The organism is [Empedobacter] haloabium (assembly GCA_008011715.2).
GTDB lineage: Bacteria > Pseudomonadota > Gammaproteobacteria > Burkholderiales > Burkholderiaceae_D > Rugamonas > Rugamonas haloabia.
On sequence record CP136508.1, the window covers coordinates 4,162,553 to 4,179,231 of the forward strand.

At 68.4% G+C, this 16,679-nt stretch carries 18 protein-coding genes; 8 read left to right on the forward strand and 10 right to left on the reverse strand.

The features are described 5' to 3' along the window. The first annotated feature begins 250 nt into the window (after positions 1 to 250). Positions 251 to 613: a KGG domain-containing protein gene (locus E7V67_018125; GenBank protein WUR11608.1), complete on the forward strand. Its 363-nt coding sequence runs from the start codon at positions 251 to 253 to the stop codon at positions 611 to 613. An 85-nt stretch (positions 614 to 698) separates the two neighbouring features. Here E7V67_018125 and E7V67_018130 read toward each other — a convergent pair whose 3' ends face one another. The 4 genes from E7V67_018130 to E7V67_018145 form a co-directional block, all read right to left on the reverse strand. Further along, on the reverse strand, positions 699 to 1,355 hold the full coding sequence (locus tag E7V67_018130) for a glutathione S-transferase N-terminal domain-containing protein (protein WUR11609.1): 657 nt from the start codon (positions 1,353 to 1,355) through the stop codon (positions 699 to 701). Positions 1,356 to 1,442: 87 nt separating this feature from the next. Beyond that, positions 1,443 to 3,566: an EAL domain-containing protein gene (locus E7V67_018135; GenBank protein ID WUR11610.1), complete on the reverse strand. Its 2,124-nt coding sequence runs from the start codon at positions 3,564 to 3,566 to the stop codon at positions 1,443 to 1,445. Continuing rightward, on the reverse strand, positions 3,559 to 4,539 hold the full coding sequence (locus E7V67_018140) for an HDOD domain-containing protein (GenBank protein ID WUR11611.1): 981 nt from the start codon (positions 4,537 to 4,539) through the stop codon (positions 3,559 to 3,561). Before E7V67_018140 ends, E7V67_018135 begins: the two co-directional genes overlap by 8 nt. A 106-nt stretch (positions 4,540 to 4,645) precedes the next feature. After that, positions 4,646 to 5,593 carry a LysR substrate-binding domain-containing protein gene (locus E7V67_018145; GenBank protein WUR11612.1) on the reverse strand — a complete coding sequence of 316 codons (948 nt, stop codon included), beginning with the start codon at positions 5,591 to 5,593 and terminating at the stop codon, positions 4,646 to 4,648. A gap of 142 nt (positions 5,594 to 5,735) precedes the next feature. On the opposite strand from E7V67_018145, the gene E7V67_018150 reads away from it, so the two are divergent. The 7 genes from E7V67_018150 to E7V67_018180 all read left to right on the forward strand — a co-directional run bounded on the left by E7V67_018150 (position 5,736) and on the right by E7V67_018180 (position 13,045). After that, positions 5,736 to 6,437 carry a pirin family protein gene (locus E7V67_018150; protein WUR11613.1) on the forward strand — a complete coding sequence of 234 codons (702 nt, stop codon included), beginning with the start codon at positions 5,736 to 5,738 and terminating at the stop codon, positions 6,435 to 6,437. 116 nt (positions 6,438 to 6,553) lie between these two features. Next, positions 6,554 to 7,207, forward strand: coding sequence for a GTP cyclohydrolase II (ribA, locus tag E7V67_018155; GenBank protein WUR11614.1), 654 nt, complete (start codon positions 6,554 to 6,556; stop codon positions 7,205 to 7,207). Between the two features lie 123 nt (positions 7,208 to 7,330). Continuing rightward, complete coding sequence (locus tag E7V67_018160) at positions 7,331 to 8,713, forward strand: serine protease (GenBank protein ID WUR11615.1); 1,383 nt, start codon at positions 7,331 to 7,333, stop codon at positions 8,711 to 8,713. Next, entirely contained in the window at positions 8,710 to 9,693 is a 984-nt protein-coding gene (locus tag E7V67_018165; protein ID WUR11616.1) for an FHA domain-containing protein, read from the forward strand. Before E7V67_018160 ends, E7V67_018165 begins: the two co-directional genes overlap by 4 nt. 45 nt (positions 9,694 to 9,738) lie before the next feature. Beyond that, positions 9,739 to 10,356, forward strand: a complete 618-nt coding sequence (locus E7V67_018170) for a biliverdin-producing heme oxygenase (GenBank protein ID WUR11617.1) — start codon at positions 9,739 to 9,741, stop codon at positions 10,354 to 10,356. After that, positions 10,353 to 12,539: a GAF domain-containing protein gene (locus E7V67_018175; protein WUR11618.1), complete on the forward strand. Its 2,187-nt coding sequence runs from the start codon at positions 10,353 to 10,355 to the stop codon at positions 12,537 to 12,539. The genes E7V67_018170 and E7V67_018175 overlap by 4 nt, the downstream gene beginning before the upstream one ends. Further along, positions 12,536 to 13,045 carry a GNAT family N-acetyltransferase gene (locus E7V67_018180; protein ID WUR11619.1) on the forward strand — a complete coding sequence of 170 codons (510 nt, stop codon included), beginning with the start codon at positions 12,536 to 12,538 and terminating at the stop codon, positions 13,043 to 13,045. Before E7V67_018175 ends, E7V67_018180 begins: the two co-directional genes overlap by 4 nt. Here E7V67_018180 and E7V67_018185 read toward each other — a convergent pair. The 6 genes from E7V67_018185 to E7V67_018210 all read right to left on the reverse strand — a co-directional run bounded on the left by E7V67_018185 (position 13,032) and on the right by E7V67_018210 (position 16,679). Beyond that, the gene (locus tag E7V67_018185; GenBank protein WUR11620.1) at positions 13,032 to 13,586 is read right to left on the reverse strand and encodes a DNA-binding protein; all 555 of its coding nucleotides are present in this window, start codon (positions 13,584 to 13,586) and stop codon (positions 13,032 to 13,034) included. The genes E7V67_018180 and E7V67_018185 overlap by 14 nt on opposite strands. 11 nt (positions 13,587 to 13,597) lie before the next feature. Further along, positions 13,598 to 14,818, reverse strand: a complete 1,221-nt coding sequence (locus E7V67_018190) for a cation:proton antiporter (GenBank protein ID WUR11621.1) — start codon at positions 14,816 to 14,818, stop codon at positions 13,598 to 13,600. A gap of 448 nt (positions 14,819 to 15,266) precedes the next feature. Further along, positions 15,267 to 15,485, reverse strand: a complete 219-nt coding sequence (locus tag E7V67_018195) for a hypothetical protein (GenBank protein ID WUR11622.1) — start codon at positions 15,483 to 15,485, stop codon at positions 15,267 to 15,269. Further along, entirely contained in the window at positions 15,437 to 15,904 is a 468-nt protein-coding gene (locus E7V67_018200) for a hypothetical protein (GenBank protein ID WUR11623.1), read from the reverse strand. The genes E7V67_018195 and E7V67_018200 overlap by 49 nt, the downstream gene beginning before the upstream one ends. Positions 15,905 to 15,970: 66 nt before the next feature. Continuing rightward, entirely contained in the window at positions 15,971 to 16,375 is a 405-nt protein-coding gene (locus E7V67_018205) for a VOC family protein (GenBank protein WUR11624.1), read from the reverse strand. A gap of 10 nt (positions 16,376 to 16,385) precedes the next feature. Beyond that, a complete protein-coding gene (locus E7V67_018210) occupies positions 16,386 to 16,679 on the reverse strand; it encodes a hypothetical protein (GenBank protein WUR11625.1) in 294 nt (97 codons plus the stop codon).

A 16,679-nucleotide genomic window follows, 5' to 3' on the forward strand; every position in this document is an offset into this window, starting at 1 on the left:
ATGTCCTGGATTGTCGCGCCACAAGGGGCCATAAGAATGTGAAATATTGCTACTGCTGTGTTACTTTTAGGTTGGCATTTGTCCTACAAAACACCCTCCTCGGCTCTTATAAAAAGGACCAGCCTCCGGGCCTAAGATGAGCGCTCCTTTACACGACTTGCACCAGAACGGCGCAACAGCAACGAGGCCCCGGGGCCCCGGCAGGTCGGGTAAAGGATGTGCAATGTTCATATCATACAAGGAGAGAACCATGGCATCATCCAACCAAGGCGGCAACAACCAAGGCGGCAATAAAGGAAACAACCAGAGTGGCGACACCAGCAACCGTGGTTTCGCTTCGATGGATCCGCAGCGTCAACGTGAAATCGCCAGCGAAGGTGGCCGTGCCGCACACGCCTCCGGCAACGCTCACGAGTTCACCTCCGAAGAAGCCCGCAAGGCTGGCAGCATGAGCCACAAGAACGACGGCAACCGTCAGAGCGGCTCGCAAGGCTCCGGCGGTGGCGGTGGCGGCGGCAACAATGCCGGCAGCGGCGGCGGCACCCGCGGCGGCACGCCTGAGCAGCATGCCCAGGCCGGCCGTCAAAGTCACAAAAACGACGACAAGCGCTAAGCGCGACGTCACCCCGCGCCCAGGCGCACCCGTTCCGTCAGGGAACACCGAAAGCCGCCCTCGAGGGCGGCTTTTGCCATGGCGCTCAAGCCTTCACGGGCGCCCCGCGCACCGCATACACATCCTCGACGTCCGCATACGCCCGCCGTGTCGCCGGCCGCCCGGCGATCGCCTCGAACCAGCGCCGCACATGGGGAAACGCCGCCAGGTCCTGCTGATGCGCGGCGTGCGGTACGATCCACGGATAGCACGCGATGTCAGCGATCGAATACTCGCCGGCGATCCAGTCGCGTCCGGCCAGATGCCGGTCCAGCACGCCATACAGCCGCGCCAGCTCGCGCGTATAGCGCTCGATGGCGAACGGCACCTGCTCTGGCGCGTACACGCAAAAATAACCCGCCTGCCCCGCCATCGGCCCGAGGCCAGCCATTTGCCAGAACAGCCACTGGACAGCTTCGTTGCGGGCGCGTTCACTGTTCGGCAGGCCGAATCCGCTCTTCTCGGCCAGGTACAGCAGCATGGCCCCGGATTCGAACATCGGCAGCGGCGCCCCGCCATCCGCCGGCGCGTGATCGAGCAAGGCCGGAATCTTGTTGTTGGGCGCGATGCGCAGGAAGGCCGGGTCGAACTGCTCGCCTTTGCTGAGACTGACAGGCACCAGGCGGTACGGCAAACCGGCTTCCTCCAGATACAGACGCAGCTTCTGGCCGTTCGGCGTGGGCGCGTAATACAGGTCCAGCATGGCAATCCTTTCGTGGTCGAAAGGATATTCTGGCGCGTGCGTCCGCGCCAGCCAAGAGCCAGCGCCGGGCGGCGCCGTGGAGCCAGGTCAGCGGCCCGTGAACGCCAGCCGCTTGCCCTCGCGCAGCATGCGCTCGAAGTCCGGCGCCGGCACCGGCTGGCTGAACAGGTAGCCCTGCAGCTGGTCGCAGCCCAGCTCGCGCAGGAAATTCATCTGGTCCAGCGTCTCGACGCCTTCCGCCACGATCTCCTGCCGCAGCTGCTGGGCCATCGTGACAATGGCGCGCGCGATGGCGCAGTCGTTTTCCTCGTGCGGCAGGCCGACCACGAAGGCGCGGTCGATCTTCAGGGTGCTGATGGGGAACTTCTTCAGGTAGGCCAGGCTGGAATAGCCGGTGCCGAAGTCGTCCAGCGCCAGCGCCAGGCCCATCGCGACCAGCTCGTTCATGATGGCGATGACGGTATCCGCGCCGCGCACCAGCAGGCTTTCCGTGATCTCCAGCATCAGCTGCTCGGGGTGCACCTGGTAACGCTCCAGCACGGCAGCCATCCGTTGCGGCAGGCCGCGGTCGAACTGGCGCGCCGACAGGTTCACGGCCACCGGCGGCATGATCACGTTGGCGTCGCGCCACTGGCGGATCTGGCGGCAGGCTTCGTTGACGACCCAGTTGCCCAGCTCCGTGATCAGGCCCGTTTCCTCGGCCACCGGAATGAACACGCCCGGCGACACCAGGCCGCGCACCGGATGGCGCCAGCGCAGCAGCGCCTCGGCGCCGACGATGCGGCCGCTGCGCAGGCTGACCTTGGGCTGGTAGTACAGCATCAGCTCGTTGTTGGCCAGCGCGTCGCGCAGTTCGCTCTCGATGCGCAGGTGCTCCTTGGCGCGCTGGTTCATCTCCTCGCTGAAGAACAGCAGCGCCGGCTCGACGCTGTGGCCGGCGCGGGCGGCAGCCACGTCGGCGCCGCGCAGCAGCGCGTCGGCATCGGCCGCGTCTTCCGGGTAGACGGCGATGCCCACGTGCGCGCCGACCTGCAGCGAGTGCGTGCCGACTGCGATCGGCGCCGTCAATGCCTCCACCAGCTTCTTCGCCACCAGCGCCGCGTGCTCGCGCTTCTCGATGTGCAGCAGGCCGATGGCGAACTTGCCGCCGTCCAGCCGGGCCAGCAGGTCGCCCTCGCGCAGGCGCGCGCGCAGCAACCGGGCGATCTCGATCAACAGCGCGTTGCCCACCTCGTGGCCCAGCGTGTCGGTGATGGCGCCCAGCCGGGCCACCTCGACGACCAGCAGCGCACCATGTTCGCGTGCGCGCCGTGCTTCCGCCATGGCCTGGGCCAGCAGTTGCAGCAGCAGGCCCTTGTTCGGCAGCCCTGTCAGCGCGTCGTAGTTGGCCATGCGCTGCATGCGCGCTTCCGCATCCTTGTGCGAGCTGATGTCGGAGAACAGCGAGAACGTGTGGCTGATGCGGCCGGCCGCGTCGCGCACGGCGCTGATCGTCACCGATTGCGGGAACAGCTCGCCGTTCTTGCGCTTGCCGACGATCTCGCCGCGCCAGGCACCCGCGCCCTGCATCGCCGCGCGCACCTGGGCGCGCAGGTCGGCGTCGTGTACGCCCGAGCGCAGCAGGTCGGGCGTCTGGCCCAGTGCCTCTTCCGCCGTATAGCCGGTGATGCGGGTGAAGGCGCCGTTGACGGAGACGATGCGCTCGTGCGCGTCCGTGATCAGCACGCCCTGGTCGCTGTCCTCGAGGATGCGCGCGTGCAGATTGCTCTGTTCCGGCGGCGGCGCGGCGCTGCCGGCCTGCGCCAGCCGCACGTGCACGCCGGCGGCCTCGCCGGCCGCGTCCCGTGCCACCGCCGCCATCAGCCGCACGTTGATCACGTCACCGGAACGGGTGCGGCGCCGCACGGTTTGCCCGGCGCCGCCCGGTTCCGGGAACAGCTCGGCGATATTGCCGGCCTCGTCGTCGTCCGCATACAGGAACAGCACGTGCTGCCCGATCGCCTCGGCGGCCGGGTAGCCGAACAGGCGCTCGGCGCCCGCGTCCCACGCCGTCACGTAGCCGGCCAGGTCCAGTTGCAACGACGCTTCCGGCGCGCCCAGCGCGCCCAGCGCCGCCTCCAGCTCGGCCAGCGTGCCGGCCAGGGTAGCGCCCTGCTGGGTGCGCGCGCTGCGCACCAGCGCCAGGCAGCGGTCGATGGCCGGCTCACGCATTGTCGGTGCCCGTCCTCTGCAAGGCCGCATCCTCGATCACGCTCAGCATCCACAGGTAGGCTTCCGCCGCCAGCGCATTGAAGTCGGCGGCGCTCACTTGCAGTGCGCCCAGTGCGCCGGCCAGCTCGTCGCCGGCGTCCCGTTCGGCCGCCTGCACCAGCGCCAGCAGCGTGCCCAGCTCGCCGGCGCCGTCCAGCAGAGCATCCTGCACGGCCGAGCCGAGCGCGAGCGGCGCCAGCACGTCGCGCAGCGGGCTGCCGAACAGCACGCCCAGCAGCGAGAACATGCCGGTCATGAAGGCCTGCTCCTGATGGTGCCGGTCCAGGCCCGCCGCCCGCGCCAGCAGTTCCATCAGGCGCGCCCGCACCGAGACGCGCGCCAGCAGCATTGCCGAGCGCATGTCGCCCTCACGCGCGGCGAACAGCATCAGGTTGAGCCAGCGCCGCAGCTGCTGGCGTCCCAGGATCAGGATGGCCTGGGCAAAGCTCGTCACCTTGCGCGTGCCGCCCGTCGTGCCGAGCGAATTGACCAGGCGCAGCAGGTGATAGGACAGCGTGGGATCGCGCCGCAGCAGTCCCTCGATCTCATGGGTATCGGCGTCGCGGTTGACCAATTGGACCAGCTGCAGTGCCAGCGCGCGCGAGGCGGCCTGTTGCCCTGGTGGTCGCGTGGGCGGTGCCAGCGGCCAGTCGCCCTCGACATAGCGCACGCCAGGCGGCAGCGTGCCGTCGAACGGCACGTCGGTTTGCAGCACGTGGATATCGGCCAAGGGCTGCCAGCCGGCCTGGGCCAACGCCTCGGCCGCAGCCGCCGGCGCGCCGGCCCGCAACAGGCACGGCAGCCGTGCCGGCAGTTCCGCCAGCGCCGGCGGCAACACGTCTATCGGCAGGCCGTCCGGCGCCCGCCGCACGAGCGCCGCCGGCCTGCCGCCGCGATCGGCTAGAAGGTGGAGAAACACGAAATCAGTATTCATGAGCAGGACCGCTAGGGATAAGGCGCGTTGGCCGACGATCGGGAATGGATCTGTATAGTACTCCGAAACAGTTGGCACTAGTCAACAGATTCCCTGCTCAGCCGTGCTACGCATCGGCCCTGCCTTGACCTGCCGCAAGCCGCGGCAGATGGCGGCACAACTGTTCGAACAGGCCGGGGCGGCGCATCCTTTCCAGCCACCAGTTCAGCGCCGCGCCGCCCTCGCCCGTGCGCCAGGCCAGGTGGAAGGTTTCGTCCGGCTTCGGTTCCGCTACCGCCTTTTCCACCAGCAGGCCGGCCGCGATGGCGGCGCGCGCGCACGGCTCGGGCAGGAAGCCGAAGCCCAGGCCGGCCAGCTGGTACTGGAACTTGGCGGTCATGTCCGGCACCGTCAGCGTGTCCTGCCCCAGCAGCAATCCGACGGTGCGAGGGGCCAGCCGGCGCGCCGAGTCGGCCATGACGATGGCCCGGTGCGACTGCAGTTCCTCGCGCCCCAGCGCTTGCGGCAGCGCCGCCAGCGGATGATCGGGCGCGACCGCGAATACCCAGCGCAGGGTGCCGATCGGCTGCGAGACGTAACCGCCGCCGGCGGGACCGTCGCCCGGCGCGCCGACGACCAGGTCCACGCGCCGGTCCAGCAGCGCTTCCCACGTGCCCGACAACGCTTCCTGCACCACGCGCAGGCGGGTCTGCTGTGCCACGTCGTAAAAGGCGCGGATGTCGGCGTCCAGGGCCACGCTGGCAAACATCGAGTCGTGACCCACGGCCAGTTCGGTCTCCCAGCCGGAGGCCACCCGGCGCACCCGGTGCTCCAGGTCCTGCGCCGCCTTCAACAGGTAGCGCCCTTCCTTCAACAGCTCGCGGCCGGCGCGGGTCAGCTCCACGCGCGGGCCGTTGCGCTCGAACACCTGCACGCCCAGGTCGTCTTCAAGCTTGCCGACGGTGTACGAGATCGTCGACGGTACCCGGTGCAGCTCCTTGCCGGCGGCGGAAAACGAGCCGCGCCGGTCGATGGCGTCGACGATCTGCAGGGCTTCCAGGCTCAATCGCAGCATATTCGAATTTTTCGATAACAGGTCTATAAATTTTCCGTTTTTTACCACGGACCGGACGGCCTATACTGCTTTCCATCGAGGCGACAAACAGAAAGCGAAGCCTTCGAAATTGTCGCATAAACCCAATCAAAAGGAGCACACCATGCTGCAAGTACGCAAATCCGACGAACGCGGTCTCGCCAACCACGGCTGGCTCAAGTCCCGTCACACCTTCTCGTTCGGCAGTTACTACGACGAGGAACACGTCGGCTTCGGGCCCCTGCTCGTCATCAACGAAGACCGCGTCGCGCCCGGTCAGGGCTTTGGCACCCACGGCCACCGCGACATGGAGATCATCTCCTACGTGCTGGACGGCGCACTGGAGCACAAGGACAGCATGGGCAACGGCTCGGTGCTGCATTACGGCGACGTGCAGCGCATGAGCGCAGGCACCGGCGTGCGCCACAGCGAGTTCAATCACTCGAAGACTGAGGGCGTGCACTTCCTGCAGATCTGGATCCAGCCGGGGCAGACCGGCATCGAACCCGGCTACGAGGAAAAGCACTTCACGCCGGACAGCAAAACGGGCCAGTTGCGCCTGATCGCCTCCAGCGACGGCCGCGACGGCTCCGTGCTGATCCACCAGGACGCCGCCATCTACGCGACGATCCTGAACGGGGCGGACGCCGTGACACATGCGCTGGCAGCGGGCCGCACCGCCTACGTGCACGTGATCCGCGGCAGCGTGACCGTCAACGGCACCGCGCTGGCCGGCGGCGACGCGCTCAAGCTGACCAACGAGAGCGCCGTCACGCTGGGTCAGGCCGAGGCGGCCGAGGTGCTGTTGTTCGACCTGCCATATTAATATCGCCGGCCCGGGCGTGCGCGGGAACGCCCGGGCCGATTTGACAATATTTGTTATGATGACGGATGCGGTTCGCCGCACTCCGTCGATTTTGTTTTTACCGAAAAGAGCACACCATGCAGCCCGTCGCCCCCGCCGCCCCTACCGCCGACCTGGATTACGTCACGTCCTGCGCGCTGCCGACGCCGTGGGCGCAGTTCACGCTGCACGCCTTCGTCGAGCACTCGACCGGCAAGGAGCACCTGGCGATGGTACTGGGCGATATCGGCGACGGCGCCCCCGTGCTGGCACGGGTGCACAGCGAATGCCTGACGGGCGACGTGCTGTTCTCGCAGCGCTGCGACTGCGGCGCCCAGCTGGAAGGCGCGCTGCAGCGCATCGCCGCCGAGGGCCGTGGCGTGCTGCTGTACCTGCGCCAGGAAGGCCGCGGCATCGGCCTGATCAACAAGATGCGCGCCTACCGCCTGCAAGAAGCGGGCGCCGACACGGTCCAGGCCAACGAGCAACTGGGCTTCAAGCCGGACCAGCGCAGCTACGAACTGGTCGCGCCGATGCTGCAACAGTTCGGCGTGCAAAGCCTGCGCCTGATGACGAACAACCCGCGCAAGATCGCCGCGATGGAAAAGCTGGGCGTGCCGGTGGCCGAACGGGTGCCGCTGCTGGTCAACCGCAATACGTTCAACCAGCATTACCTGAACACGAAGGCGCTCAAGCTGGGTCATATGATGACGCCGGTGGTGGCCACCGCGAACACGGACGGCGAACAGTAAGCCCACAGGTTTCTCGCTTAAAGTTGCCTTAAGCCCAAGGCCTTTACCCTGCTTTGCATGCTTGCCCTGCCGCTTGGCAAGTTTCATAAGGTACACTGTCCCGGATTCACACGAAGGGACCGCATGAAACTGCACCGGCTTGCTTCCACCTTGACGTTCCCGCTGGCGATGGCGGCCGGCGCCGCGCTGGCCGCGCCAACGCCGACGCGCGCCCCTGCCCCGGCCGCCCCCGCGCCCGCGCGCCCCGCTGCGGCACCTGCCAACGCCCCGTTGCCGCCGCCGTCTTCCGCCGCGCAGAAGCTGTATTCCGCCGCCAAGGCCGACCTGCTGCAGGTGCGCTCGCTGCTGCGCAGCGGCCGCACCCAGTCGTCGGTGGGTTCGGGCTTCCTGGTGGGCACGTCCAACCTGGTGCTGACCAACTACCACGTGGTATCGCAGTTCGCGCTCGACCCGGAAACCTATACCGGCGAGTGGGTCGACACGGCCGGGCAGCGCGGCAATATCGAGCTGCTGGCCGTCGACGTGCTGCACGACCTGGCCGTGGTGCGGGTCAACCGCTACGGCACCGGCGTGTTCAAGCTGCCGGAGGGACCGCTGAAACTGACGCAGGGCCAGTACCTGTACTCGCTGGGCAATCCGCTCGACCTGGGCTTCGCCATTTCCGAAGGCGCCTACAACGGCGTGATCGCGCGCAGCTTCTACGACCAGCTGATGTTCACCGGTCCGATCAATTCCGGCATGAGCGGCGGCCCGGCCGTCACGGCCGACGGCGAGGTGGCCGGCATCAACGTATCGAAGCGGCTGGACGGCGACCTGGTCAGCTTCCTCGTGCCGGTACGTTATGCCCAGGAGCTGCTGCGCCGCGTCGATCCGGCCGCCAAGCCGCCGCCGGACTTCACGGCCATCGTCACCCAGCAGCTGCTGGCGCATCAGAAGGCGATGGTGGACCAGCTGCTGTCCGGCCCCCTGACCTTGAAGGCCATGGGCCCATACCAGGTGCCGGTGCGCGAGTCCGAGCAGATGCGCTGCTGGGGCCAGTCGAACGCCGAGGCCGACGCGCGCGGCGAGAAGCCCTACGCCGTCGACAACACCAGCTGCTCGATGGAGTCGGCCCTGTTCGTCAGCGGCACCCTGCAGACGGGCCAGGTCGGCATCCGCCACCAGTACATGCGCAGCAAGGGGCTGGACCGCATCCGCTTCGCGCAACTGTCGTCGGCATCGTTCAAGAACGAAGCGCTGGGCAACCACAACGACAGCCGCCTGACCGGGCCCGAGTGCACCGAACAGTTCATCCGCAACAAATCGCTGCCGATGCGCGCCGTGATGTGCGTGCGCGCCTACCGCAAGTTCGCCGGCCTGTACGACTTCACGGTGCTGACGGCCAGCACGGACGACGCCCTGATGAACCTGCAGAGCCGGCTGGACGTGCGTGGCGTCTCGTACGACAACGGCCTGCGCAGCGCCAAGGCGTTCCTGCAGGCGCTGGGGCGCGAGGAAGCCCGATGACGGCGCCCTACTTCGTCGAAGTCCTGGCGCGCAACGGCGACGTGCTGTCGCGCCAGCGCTGCGACGCGCTGCCCGTGACGATCGGGCGCGGCTACGACAACGACGTCATCCTCGACGACGCGCACACGGCCCCGCACCACGCCGTGCTGGAAGCGCAGGACGACGGCGCCATCGTGCTGCGCGACCTGGGCAGCCGCAACGGCATCGTGCTGCACGGCCGGCGCCAGCAGCACGTGGCACTGGACGGCAGCACCGTCGTGCGGCTGGGCCACACGCGGCTGCGCGTGCGCGACGCCCATTTCCCGGTCCAGCAGGAAGTGACCGACACCACCATGCATGCCTGGGAAGGCGGCGTCCCGGCCGTCGCCGGCCTGGCCCTGATCGCCCTGTTCGTCGGCGTGGAACAGGCGCTGACGGAGGTCGAGTCGTTCCAGGCCATCAAATACCTGCAGACGATCGTCTCCGGCCTGGCCCTGGGGCTGGTGTGGAGCGGCGTCTGGGCGCTGGTGAACCGGCTATTCGCCGGCCATGCCCGCCTCGGACGCCACCTGTTCATCCTGGGGGGCGGCCTGATCGCGGTGGGCGCGTGGAAGGCCATGTCGGCCGTGCTGGCCTTCGCCTGGTCGGCCGAGATCTTCACCCGCTACGGCAATCTCGTCACGAACCTCATCGGTTGCGGCATGGTGTATTTCCATCTCCGCACGATCCGGCCGCAGAGCTCGCCGCGGCGCCTGCTGACCGCGTGCGCCCTGCTGCTGGGGCTGGGTTCGGGCCTGGTGCTGATGAGCAACCTCGAGTCGAGCGGCCACCTGGCCGACGAGCCCTACATGTCGGTGCTGCTGCCGCCCGAAATCCGCCAGAGTCCGGACCACGGCGTCGACGAGTTCCTGGGCGGGGCGGCGCGCCTGCGCGAAGCCGCCGACGCGGCGCGCCGGCAGCGAGTCCCGGAAAGCAACGACGAGGACAGCGACGACGACTAAAGAACGATGCCGTCCGGCAGTGGGCTGTACAATGGCACGATGACGATGGAACCTCCCGACATACTCGCCGCCCTGCGCGAGACCACCGCCAGCCGCCACGCCGTACTCGACCAGGGTATGCCGCTGGCGGCGCACGAGCCCACCCTGCGCCACTATCGCGCGCACCTGACCTTGCTGCGCCACTGGCTGGCGCCGATCGAGGCCTGGCAAGCCGGCTTTGCGGACGGGCCGCAGGACCCGGCCCTGCTGCCGCCCGCGCCCCATCTGCCGCTGCTGGACGCCGACCTGGGCGATCCGGCGCTGGTGGACACGCTGGCGGACGCCGTGCCGCTACCGGCCGCGCCATGGTTTGCCGACGACAGCGCCGCCTACCGCTGGGGCGTGGCCTACGTGCTGGAAGGCTCGCGCCTGGGTGGCGCGGTACTGTACCGGGGCCTTGACGCCCGCCTGGCCCCCCATCCGCTGCGCTACCTGCACGGCGACGGCAGCCCGCCGGGGCCGCGCTGGCAGCGTTTCCTGCGCGTGCTGCGCGAGCAGGTGCGCACGCCGGCGGCAATCGCCGCCGCCTGTGCCGGCGCGCGCGATGCCTTCGACAGCCTGATCGCCCTGCAATCGCAATTTTCGCTGACGCCGGAGGTCCCGGCACGCCAGGTGGCCGCATGACCGGCATCGGCGCGCCGCCCGGCACTGGCATCGACCTGGACAACTGCGCCGACGAACCGATCCACATTCCCGGCCAGATCCAGCCGCATGGCGCGCTGCTGGCGTTCGACCACGGCGGCGCGCTGCGTTCGTGGAGCGCCAATGCCGCCGAGCTGCTGGGCTTCGCGCCCGTGCTGAATCAGCACGTGACCCGCCTGCCGTTGGAAGGACCCGTGCTGGTCCAGCTGCGTGAATGCATCGATGAAAGCGGCGCCGACGGCTGCACCCGCACCGCCATCGAGACCACGATGGCGGGCCAGGTCTTCGACTGCATCGTGCACAGCGACGCCTTTCGCGTCATCGCCGAATTCGAGCAGCGCGACATCCGCAGCGATACCGTGGCCACCTTCGCACTGAAGGCGCACACGGCGATCGAGCGGCTGAAGCGTCAGAAAACCATCGGCGCGCTGCTGCAGCTGGCGGTGGAACAGGTGCGCGCCATCACGGGCTTCGACCGCGTGATGGCCTACCGCTTCCGCCACGACGACAGCGGCGACGTGATCGGCGAAGCGCTCGCCCCGTCGCTCAAGCCCTTCCTCGGCATGCGCTATCCTGCCAGCGACATCCCGGCGCAGGCCCGGCGCCTGTACACCATCAACACCCTGCGCCTGATCGCCGACATCGGCTACACGCCGGTGGCCCTGGTGGGCGCGCCGGGCGATCCGCCGCTGGACCTGAGCCATGCCGTGCTGCGCAGCGTCTCGCCGATCCACGTCGAGTACCTGCAGAACATGGGCGTGGCCGCGTCGATGAGCGTGTCGATCGTCGTCAACGGCCGGCTGTGGGGCCTGATCGCCTGCCACCACCAGACGCCGCTGCGGGTGCCGTATTCGATCCGCATGGCCTGCGACGTGATGGCCCAGGTGCTGGCCGCCACCGTGCAGAGCCTGGACGCGCGTGAACGCGCCGCGCTGGTCGAGCAGGCCGCCGACGTGCGCACGCACCTGATCGAGACGCTGCTGCAGGAGGACGACGTGCTGGCGGCACTGGAACGCCACGCGGCCGACCTGGCCGCGACCCTGGGCGCGGACGCCCTCGTGTTTGCCCAGCAGGGCCGCGTGCTGGTGCACGGCGGCTTGTCGCACGAGGCGGCGACGGCCATCGTGGCCTCGCTGCCGGCCGACGGCGAGGAAGTGCTGCAACGCCGCAGCCTGTCCGAATGGCCGGCGGCCGCGCATGGCGCGGTCGGCCCCTGGGTCGGCCTGCTGGGCCTGCACTTCGATCCCGCCACCGGCGGCTGGCTGCTGGCGCTGCGGCGCGAGCAGGTCGAGACGATCCGCTGGGGCGGCAAGCCGGAAAAGCTGCTGCGCACCGGACCGCTGGGGCACCGGCTGACGCCGCGCGGCTCGTTCGACGAATGGGTCGAATCCGTCACCGACAAGGCCGAGCCGTGGGATGCCGGCCGCCTGCTGGTGGCCGAGCAGCTGCTGGCCGAGATGCATCGCGCCAGCATGACGCGCCATGCCGACATGGAGCGCGCCCGCATGCAGCTGCTGGCGATGCTGGGCCACGACCTGCGCGACCCGCTGCAATCGATCACGATGGCGGCCACGGTGCTGCAGCACGGCGCCCAGCCGCAGCAACTGGGCCAGCGCATCCAGCGTTCCAGCGGTCGCATGCAGCGCCTGATCAGCCAGGTACTCGACATGAGCCGGCTCGACAGCGGCCTGGGGCTGGCGCTGCGCAAGGAAGCCACGGACCTCAGCCGCATGGTGGAAGACCTGGTCGACGAAGCCCGCCTGGCCCATCCCGGCACCTTGTACGAGACCGCGGTCACGCCGGGCGTCACGGCCCGGGTGGACGCCGACCGGATGGCGCAGGTCATCAGCAATCTGCTGAGCAATGCGCGCCATCATGGCACCGGCGGTCACCCGGTGCTGGTGGCGCTGCGCGAAGAAGCGGGCACGATCGTGATCGAGGTGCGCAATCATGGCGCGGCCATCGCCCCGGAACTGGAAGCACAGCTGTTCAATCCGTTCAAGCGGATGGCGCTGCAGAACCGCGCCAACCGCACCGGCATGGGCCTGGGCCTGTACATCGCGTTCAATATCGTGCAGGGGCACGGCGGCACGCTGAGCTACCGGCACGAGGCGCCGCACGTCGTGTTTACCGTGCGTTTCCCGGCCGCCGACGGCGCCGCATGAAGGCTGCGCCGGAAGTGCTCGCGCGCACGCTGCGCGCCACCGATGTGGCGGCGCTGCTGGCGTTCGAACTGGCCAACCGCGCCTGGTTCGAACGCCATATCGAACCGCGCGCGCCGGCTTTCTATACGCCGGCAGGGGTGGCCGCGCACGTCGACGAGTACCTCACGGGCCTGGCGAACGGCACCTGGCATCCGTTCGTGCTGGTCGACGGGGACGGCGCCATCGTCGGCCGCGCCAACCTGAAGGATATCGACCAGGCGGCCCGCTCGGCCGAGGTGGGCTACCGCGTGGCGCAGCATGCCTGCGGCCGCGGGCTGGCGACGCTGGCGTTGCGCCACCTCGTGCGCGCGGCCGCCACGCGCTGGCGCCTGGAGCGGCTGGACGCCTTCGTCTATCCCGCCAACGTCGGCTCGCACCGTGTGCTGGCGCGCTGCGGCTTCGTCGCCCTGCCGCTGGATGCCGGTGCCACCGAGCGGCGCTTCACGCTGGCCCTCACGACCACCTGAGCGGCCATTCGTCCCCCAGTTCGACCACTTCGGTGCGACCGCCGGCGCGCAGGGCGCTGAACGGCGACGTGGCGCGCCCGCCGCTGCGCGAAGTATCCAGCGCGACGCCGAAGCCGCCGAAAGCGCGGATGGCGTCTTCATCGCGCGGTGCCGTGCGCTCGCGCGGCGGGACCGGGCGTGCTTCCAGCTGCGCCAGGCGCGCCGTCAGTGTGGCGACCTGGACCTGCAGTTCGGCCAGCTCGCGGTCCTTGTGGCGCAGCGCCTCTTCATAATGTTCGCGCAGCGCGTCCGGTCCGCCCGCATGCAGCAGGTCGGCAATGCGCTCGACCAGCGCATGCAGCTGGCGCGTGGTAGCGGCGCGCGCCGCGCCCGCGCCCGCCTCTTCCTGCGCCAGCTCCTTCAGGCAGCGGTGGATCGTCGATTTCGACCCCGTGTCGCCCAGCGCCTTGCGCACCGCGTCCGCCGAAGGGTGGCGGCCCTCGGCCAGCAGGCGCTCGCGGCAGGCGCGGATGTCGGCCTTGCTCAGTCCCGTGCGTGCCATCGGGGCCGCCGTCAGGAACTGGCCTGGCCGACCAGGCCGGTATGCCGCACGCGGTGCAGCTTGGGATGCACGACGGGCACCGTCAGCATCGTGCTGCCGACGGCCATCAGCAGCAGCGCCGTGAACGTCTCGCTGGTGATGATCTGCTTGTCCAGCAGGATGTTGGCGAAGATGATCTCGATCAGGCCTTTCGACTGCAGCAGCCAGCCGATCACGGAGGCCTCGCCGCTCTTCCAGCCCAGCATGCGTCCGGCCAGGTGCGCCCCGGCCAGCTTGCCGCCGACGGAGGCCACCAGCAGCAGCGCGGCGCCAGCGAACACCGCATAGGTGCCCATGCCGCCGCCGAGGTCCCAGCGGGTGCGCAAGCCGGTGCTGAGGAAGAACACCGGCATCAGCACCAGCAGCACGTTGCGGAACAGCGCATCGAGCTGCTCCTGGCCGAACCAGTCGGCGTCCATCACGACGCCGGCCAGGAAGGCGCCGACCATGAAATGCAGCCCGGCCCAGTCGGCGCCGAATGCGCAGGCGATCAGCCATGCCAGCGCGACGTACCAGCGGTCGTCGCGGCGCAGGCGGGCCATGACGCGGCGGAACAGCACCGTCAGCACGGCGAACGCCAGGATAAAGCCCAGCTGGCGGCCAATGCGTTCCCAGTCCAGCATGATCAACGCCAGCACGCCCCAGATGGCGACGTCGTCCAGGCTGGCGTAGCGCAGGATGCGCTGGCCCATCGGCTGGCGCAGGATGTCCAGCTTTTCCAGCAGCAGCACCAATACGGGCAGCGCCGTGACGGCGCATGCCATGCCGGTGCCGAGCGTGAACTGCCAGGTGGCCGCGCTGGCGCCCATCCAGCCCGGATAGCTCATCAGCACGAGCGCGGCCGCGCAGCCGCACAGCAACGGCAGGCCCAGCGACAGCCCGGCCGTGACGGCGCTTTCGCGGCGGTACTGCCAGACTTTTTTCAGGTCGAGCTCGACGCCAGCGAGCATCACGAACAGCATCACGCCCCACTGGGCGATGCCGTTCAACGTCTTGACCACATCCGGATTGAAGACAAAGCGGTGATACTCCGGGAACGCCGCGCCCAGCACCCCCGGTCCCAGCACGATGCCCATGATGATCTGGACGATCACGAGCGGCGCGAAATACTCGGTGCGGCCCAGCCGCCACACCAGAAACGGCACCACGAAAATCAACAGCATAGCCAGCAGAAAAATCTCGGTCGTGCTCATGGGTCTCCTCGGCGGTCGTTTTTGTCATTATGTAATTACGTACCGACTGATGGTACGGCGGAACCCGACCGGATGAAAAGCTTTTCATAGCCGTTGTGGTATCGTTTCCACAGCGGCGGAGGCCATATGGAGATCTCTCGACAGCACTAACGGACGAGTTCGTGTCCAGGTTTGGTGTCTGACCCCGAGGCGAGGTGGAAATCTCTCGACAGTACTGACGGATGAGTTCGTGTCCCGGTTCGGTGCCTGACCCCGAGACGAGACACGGCCTCGGCCTTTCGAGCGGATGAGCCTGCGTCAATGGCGGGGTGTGCCCCAAGGTGGACAGGGGGCTCGGCGGTGGTGTCAGGGGTTCTTCTGCGGTTCGATGCGGTTTTGCCGGTACGCGCGCTTGACGACCGCGGTCCCGGTACGCAGCGTTTCCATGTGTTGGCATCCCGCTGTTGCGTTACGCCATCTCTTGCAGCTCGCGCGCCTTGCGATCGATGATGGCGGCGCGCTCGGCCTCGCTGGCGTTCTTGTCCAAGACGAACTGCACCTTACGGCCGGAGCTGTCGCTGAGAAAGTACACGCTTTGCGTGCCGACGAACGCCTTGATGAGCGCACGAATGCACAGCATCACGGCCGGCAACACGCCCGCGACAATGGCGAGCGACTGGAAATCCATCCTATGCGCTCCTTTCGTTCATCCAGGGCAAAGGCAATCGCGTAAAGTCTAACGCCAATCCAGAACTTCTGATCGATATCCTGTGCCGGCCAGCCCGGCGGCCAGCGGCCGCCGATGCTGAGGTAAACGGTGACCAGCCACAGCAGCGTGCCGCCGAACAGTGTGGCGGTAGCCCAGCGCCGCACGGCTTCGTCGCTCTGGCTGACGAGCATGGTGCCCGCCGGAATGGTGACCGATGCGGCAGCCGCGACCGGCTTCGGCGCCAGCACCGGGATGACCAGCCCGAGCGCCGCGGCGGCCAGGCTGGACGGGAAGAAATCGTCGGCCTCCGGATTTTTCATGATGGTGCGCATGAAGTACTCCGCCAGCCACATGGGGACGGGCAGGATATAGGTCCAGATCCGGTACCAGACGGTCATCGCGCGCACCTGACATGCCAAGACTGCCAGCCTGCGCCGCCGCCAGCCACGCCGCAACCGGTTTGCTCAATACGGCGGGCCCTTCAGCTCCACCGTGTTGCCTTCCGGGTCCTCGAGGTAGATGGATGGGCCCTCCCCTTCGGCGCCGTAGCGTGACTCGGTCGGTCCCGCCGCCACGTCGAACGACGCCAGGTGGGTGCGGATCGCCGCCTCGTCGAACGGCTCGACACGGAAGCAGAAGTGATCGACATTGCGCCCTTCCCGCCCCGGCGCCGCGCCGCCCATGCGCCCCAGCTTCTGGTCCACCGGCACCAGGTCCACCAGCGCGCTGCCGGCGCGCAGCTGCACCAGGCCGATCTCGTCCTGGCGCCGCTCGATGCCGCAGCCCAGCACCTGCGTGTAGAAGTGCAGCATGCGCTCGAGGTTCACCACGCGCAGCACGATATGGTCGATCTCGCGTATCCGGATCATCGTCTCCTCCTCAGATGCGGCCCCGGCGGAACTCCGCCAGGAATTTGCGGGCCTGTACGTCGCTCAGCACGACGATGGGATCGCCATGGTAGACATACAGGTAAGGTTCGCCGCCGAGCCGGTCGGTCAGCTTGGCATGCACGAGAAAGCGCGTGCCGACGGGATGGCCGGCTGTCATCGCACGCGGGCCCTGGACCTTCAGCCACGGGTGGTAGGCCTGCCCCACCATCGGCCGCAGGCGCACCACGCCGCCGGCGTCGAACGACTCCAGCGCCACTTCGCGGTAGGCCGACAGGTCGCGCAT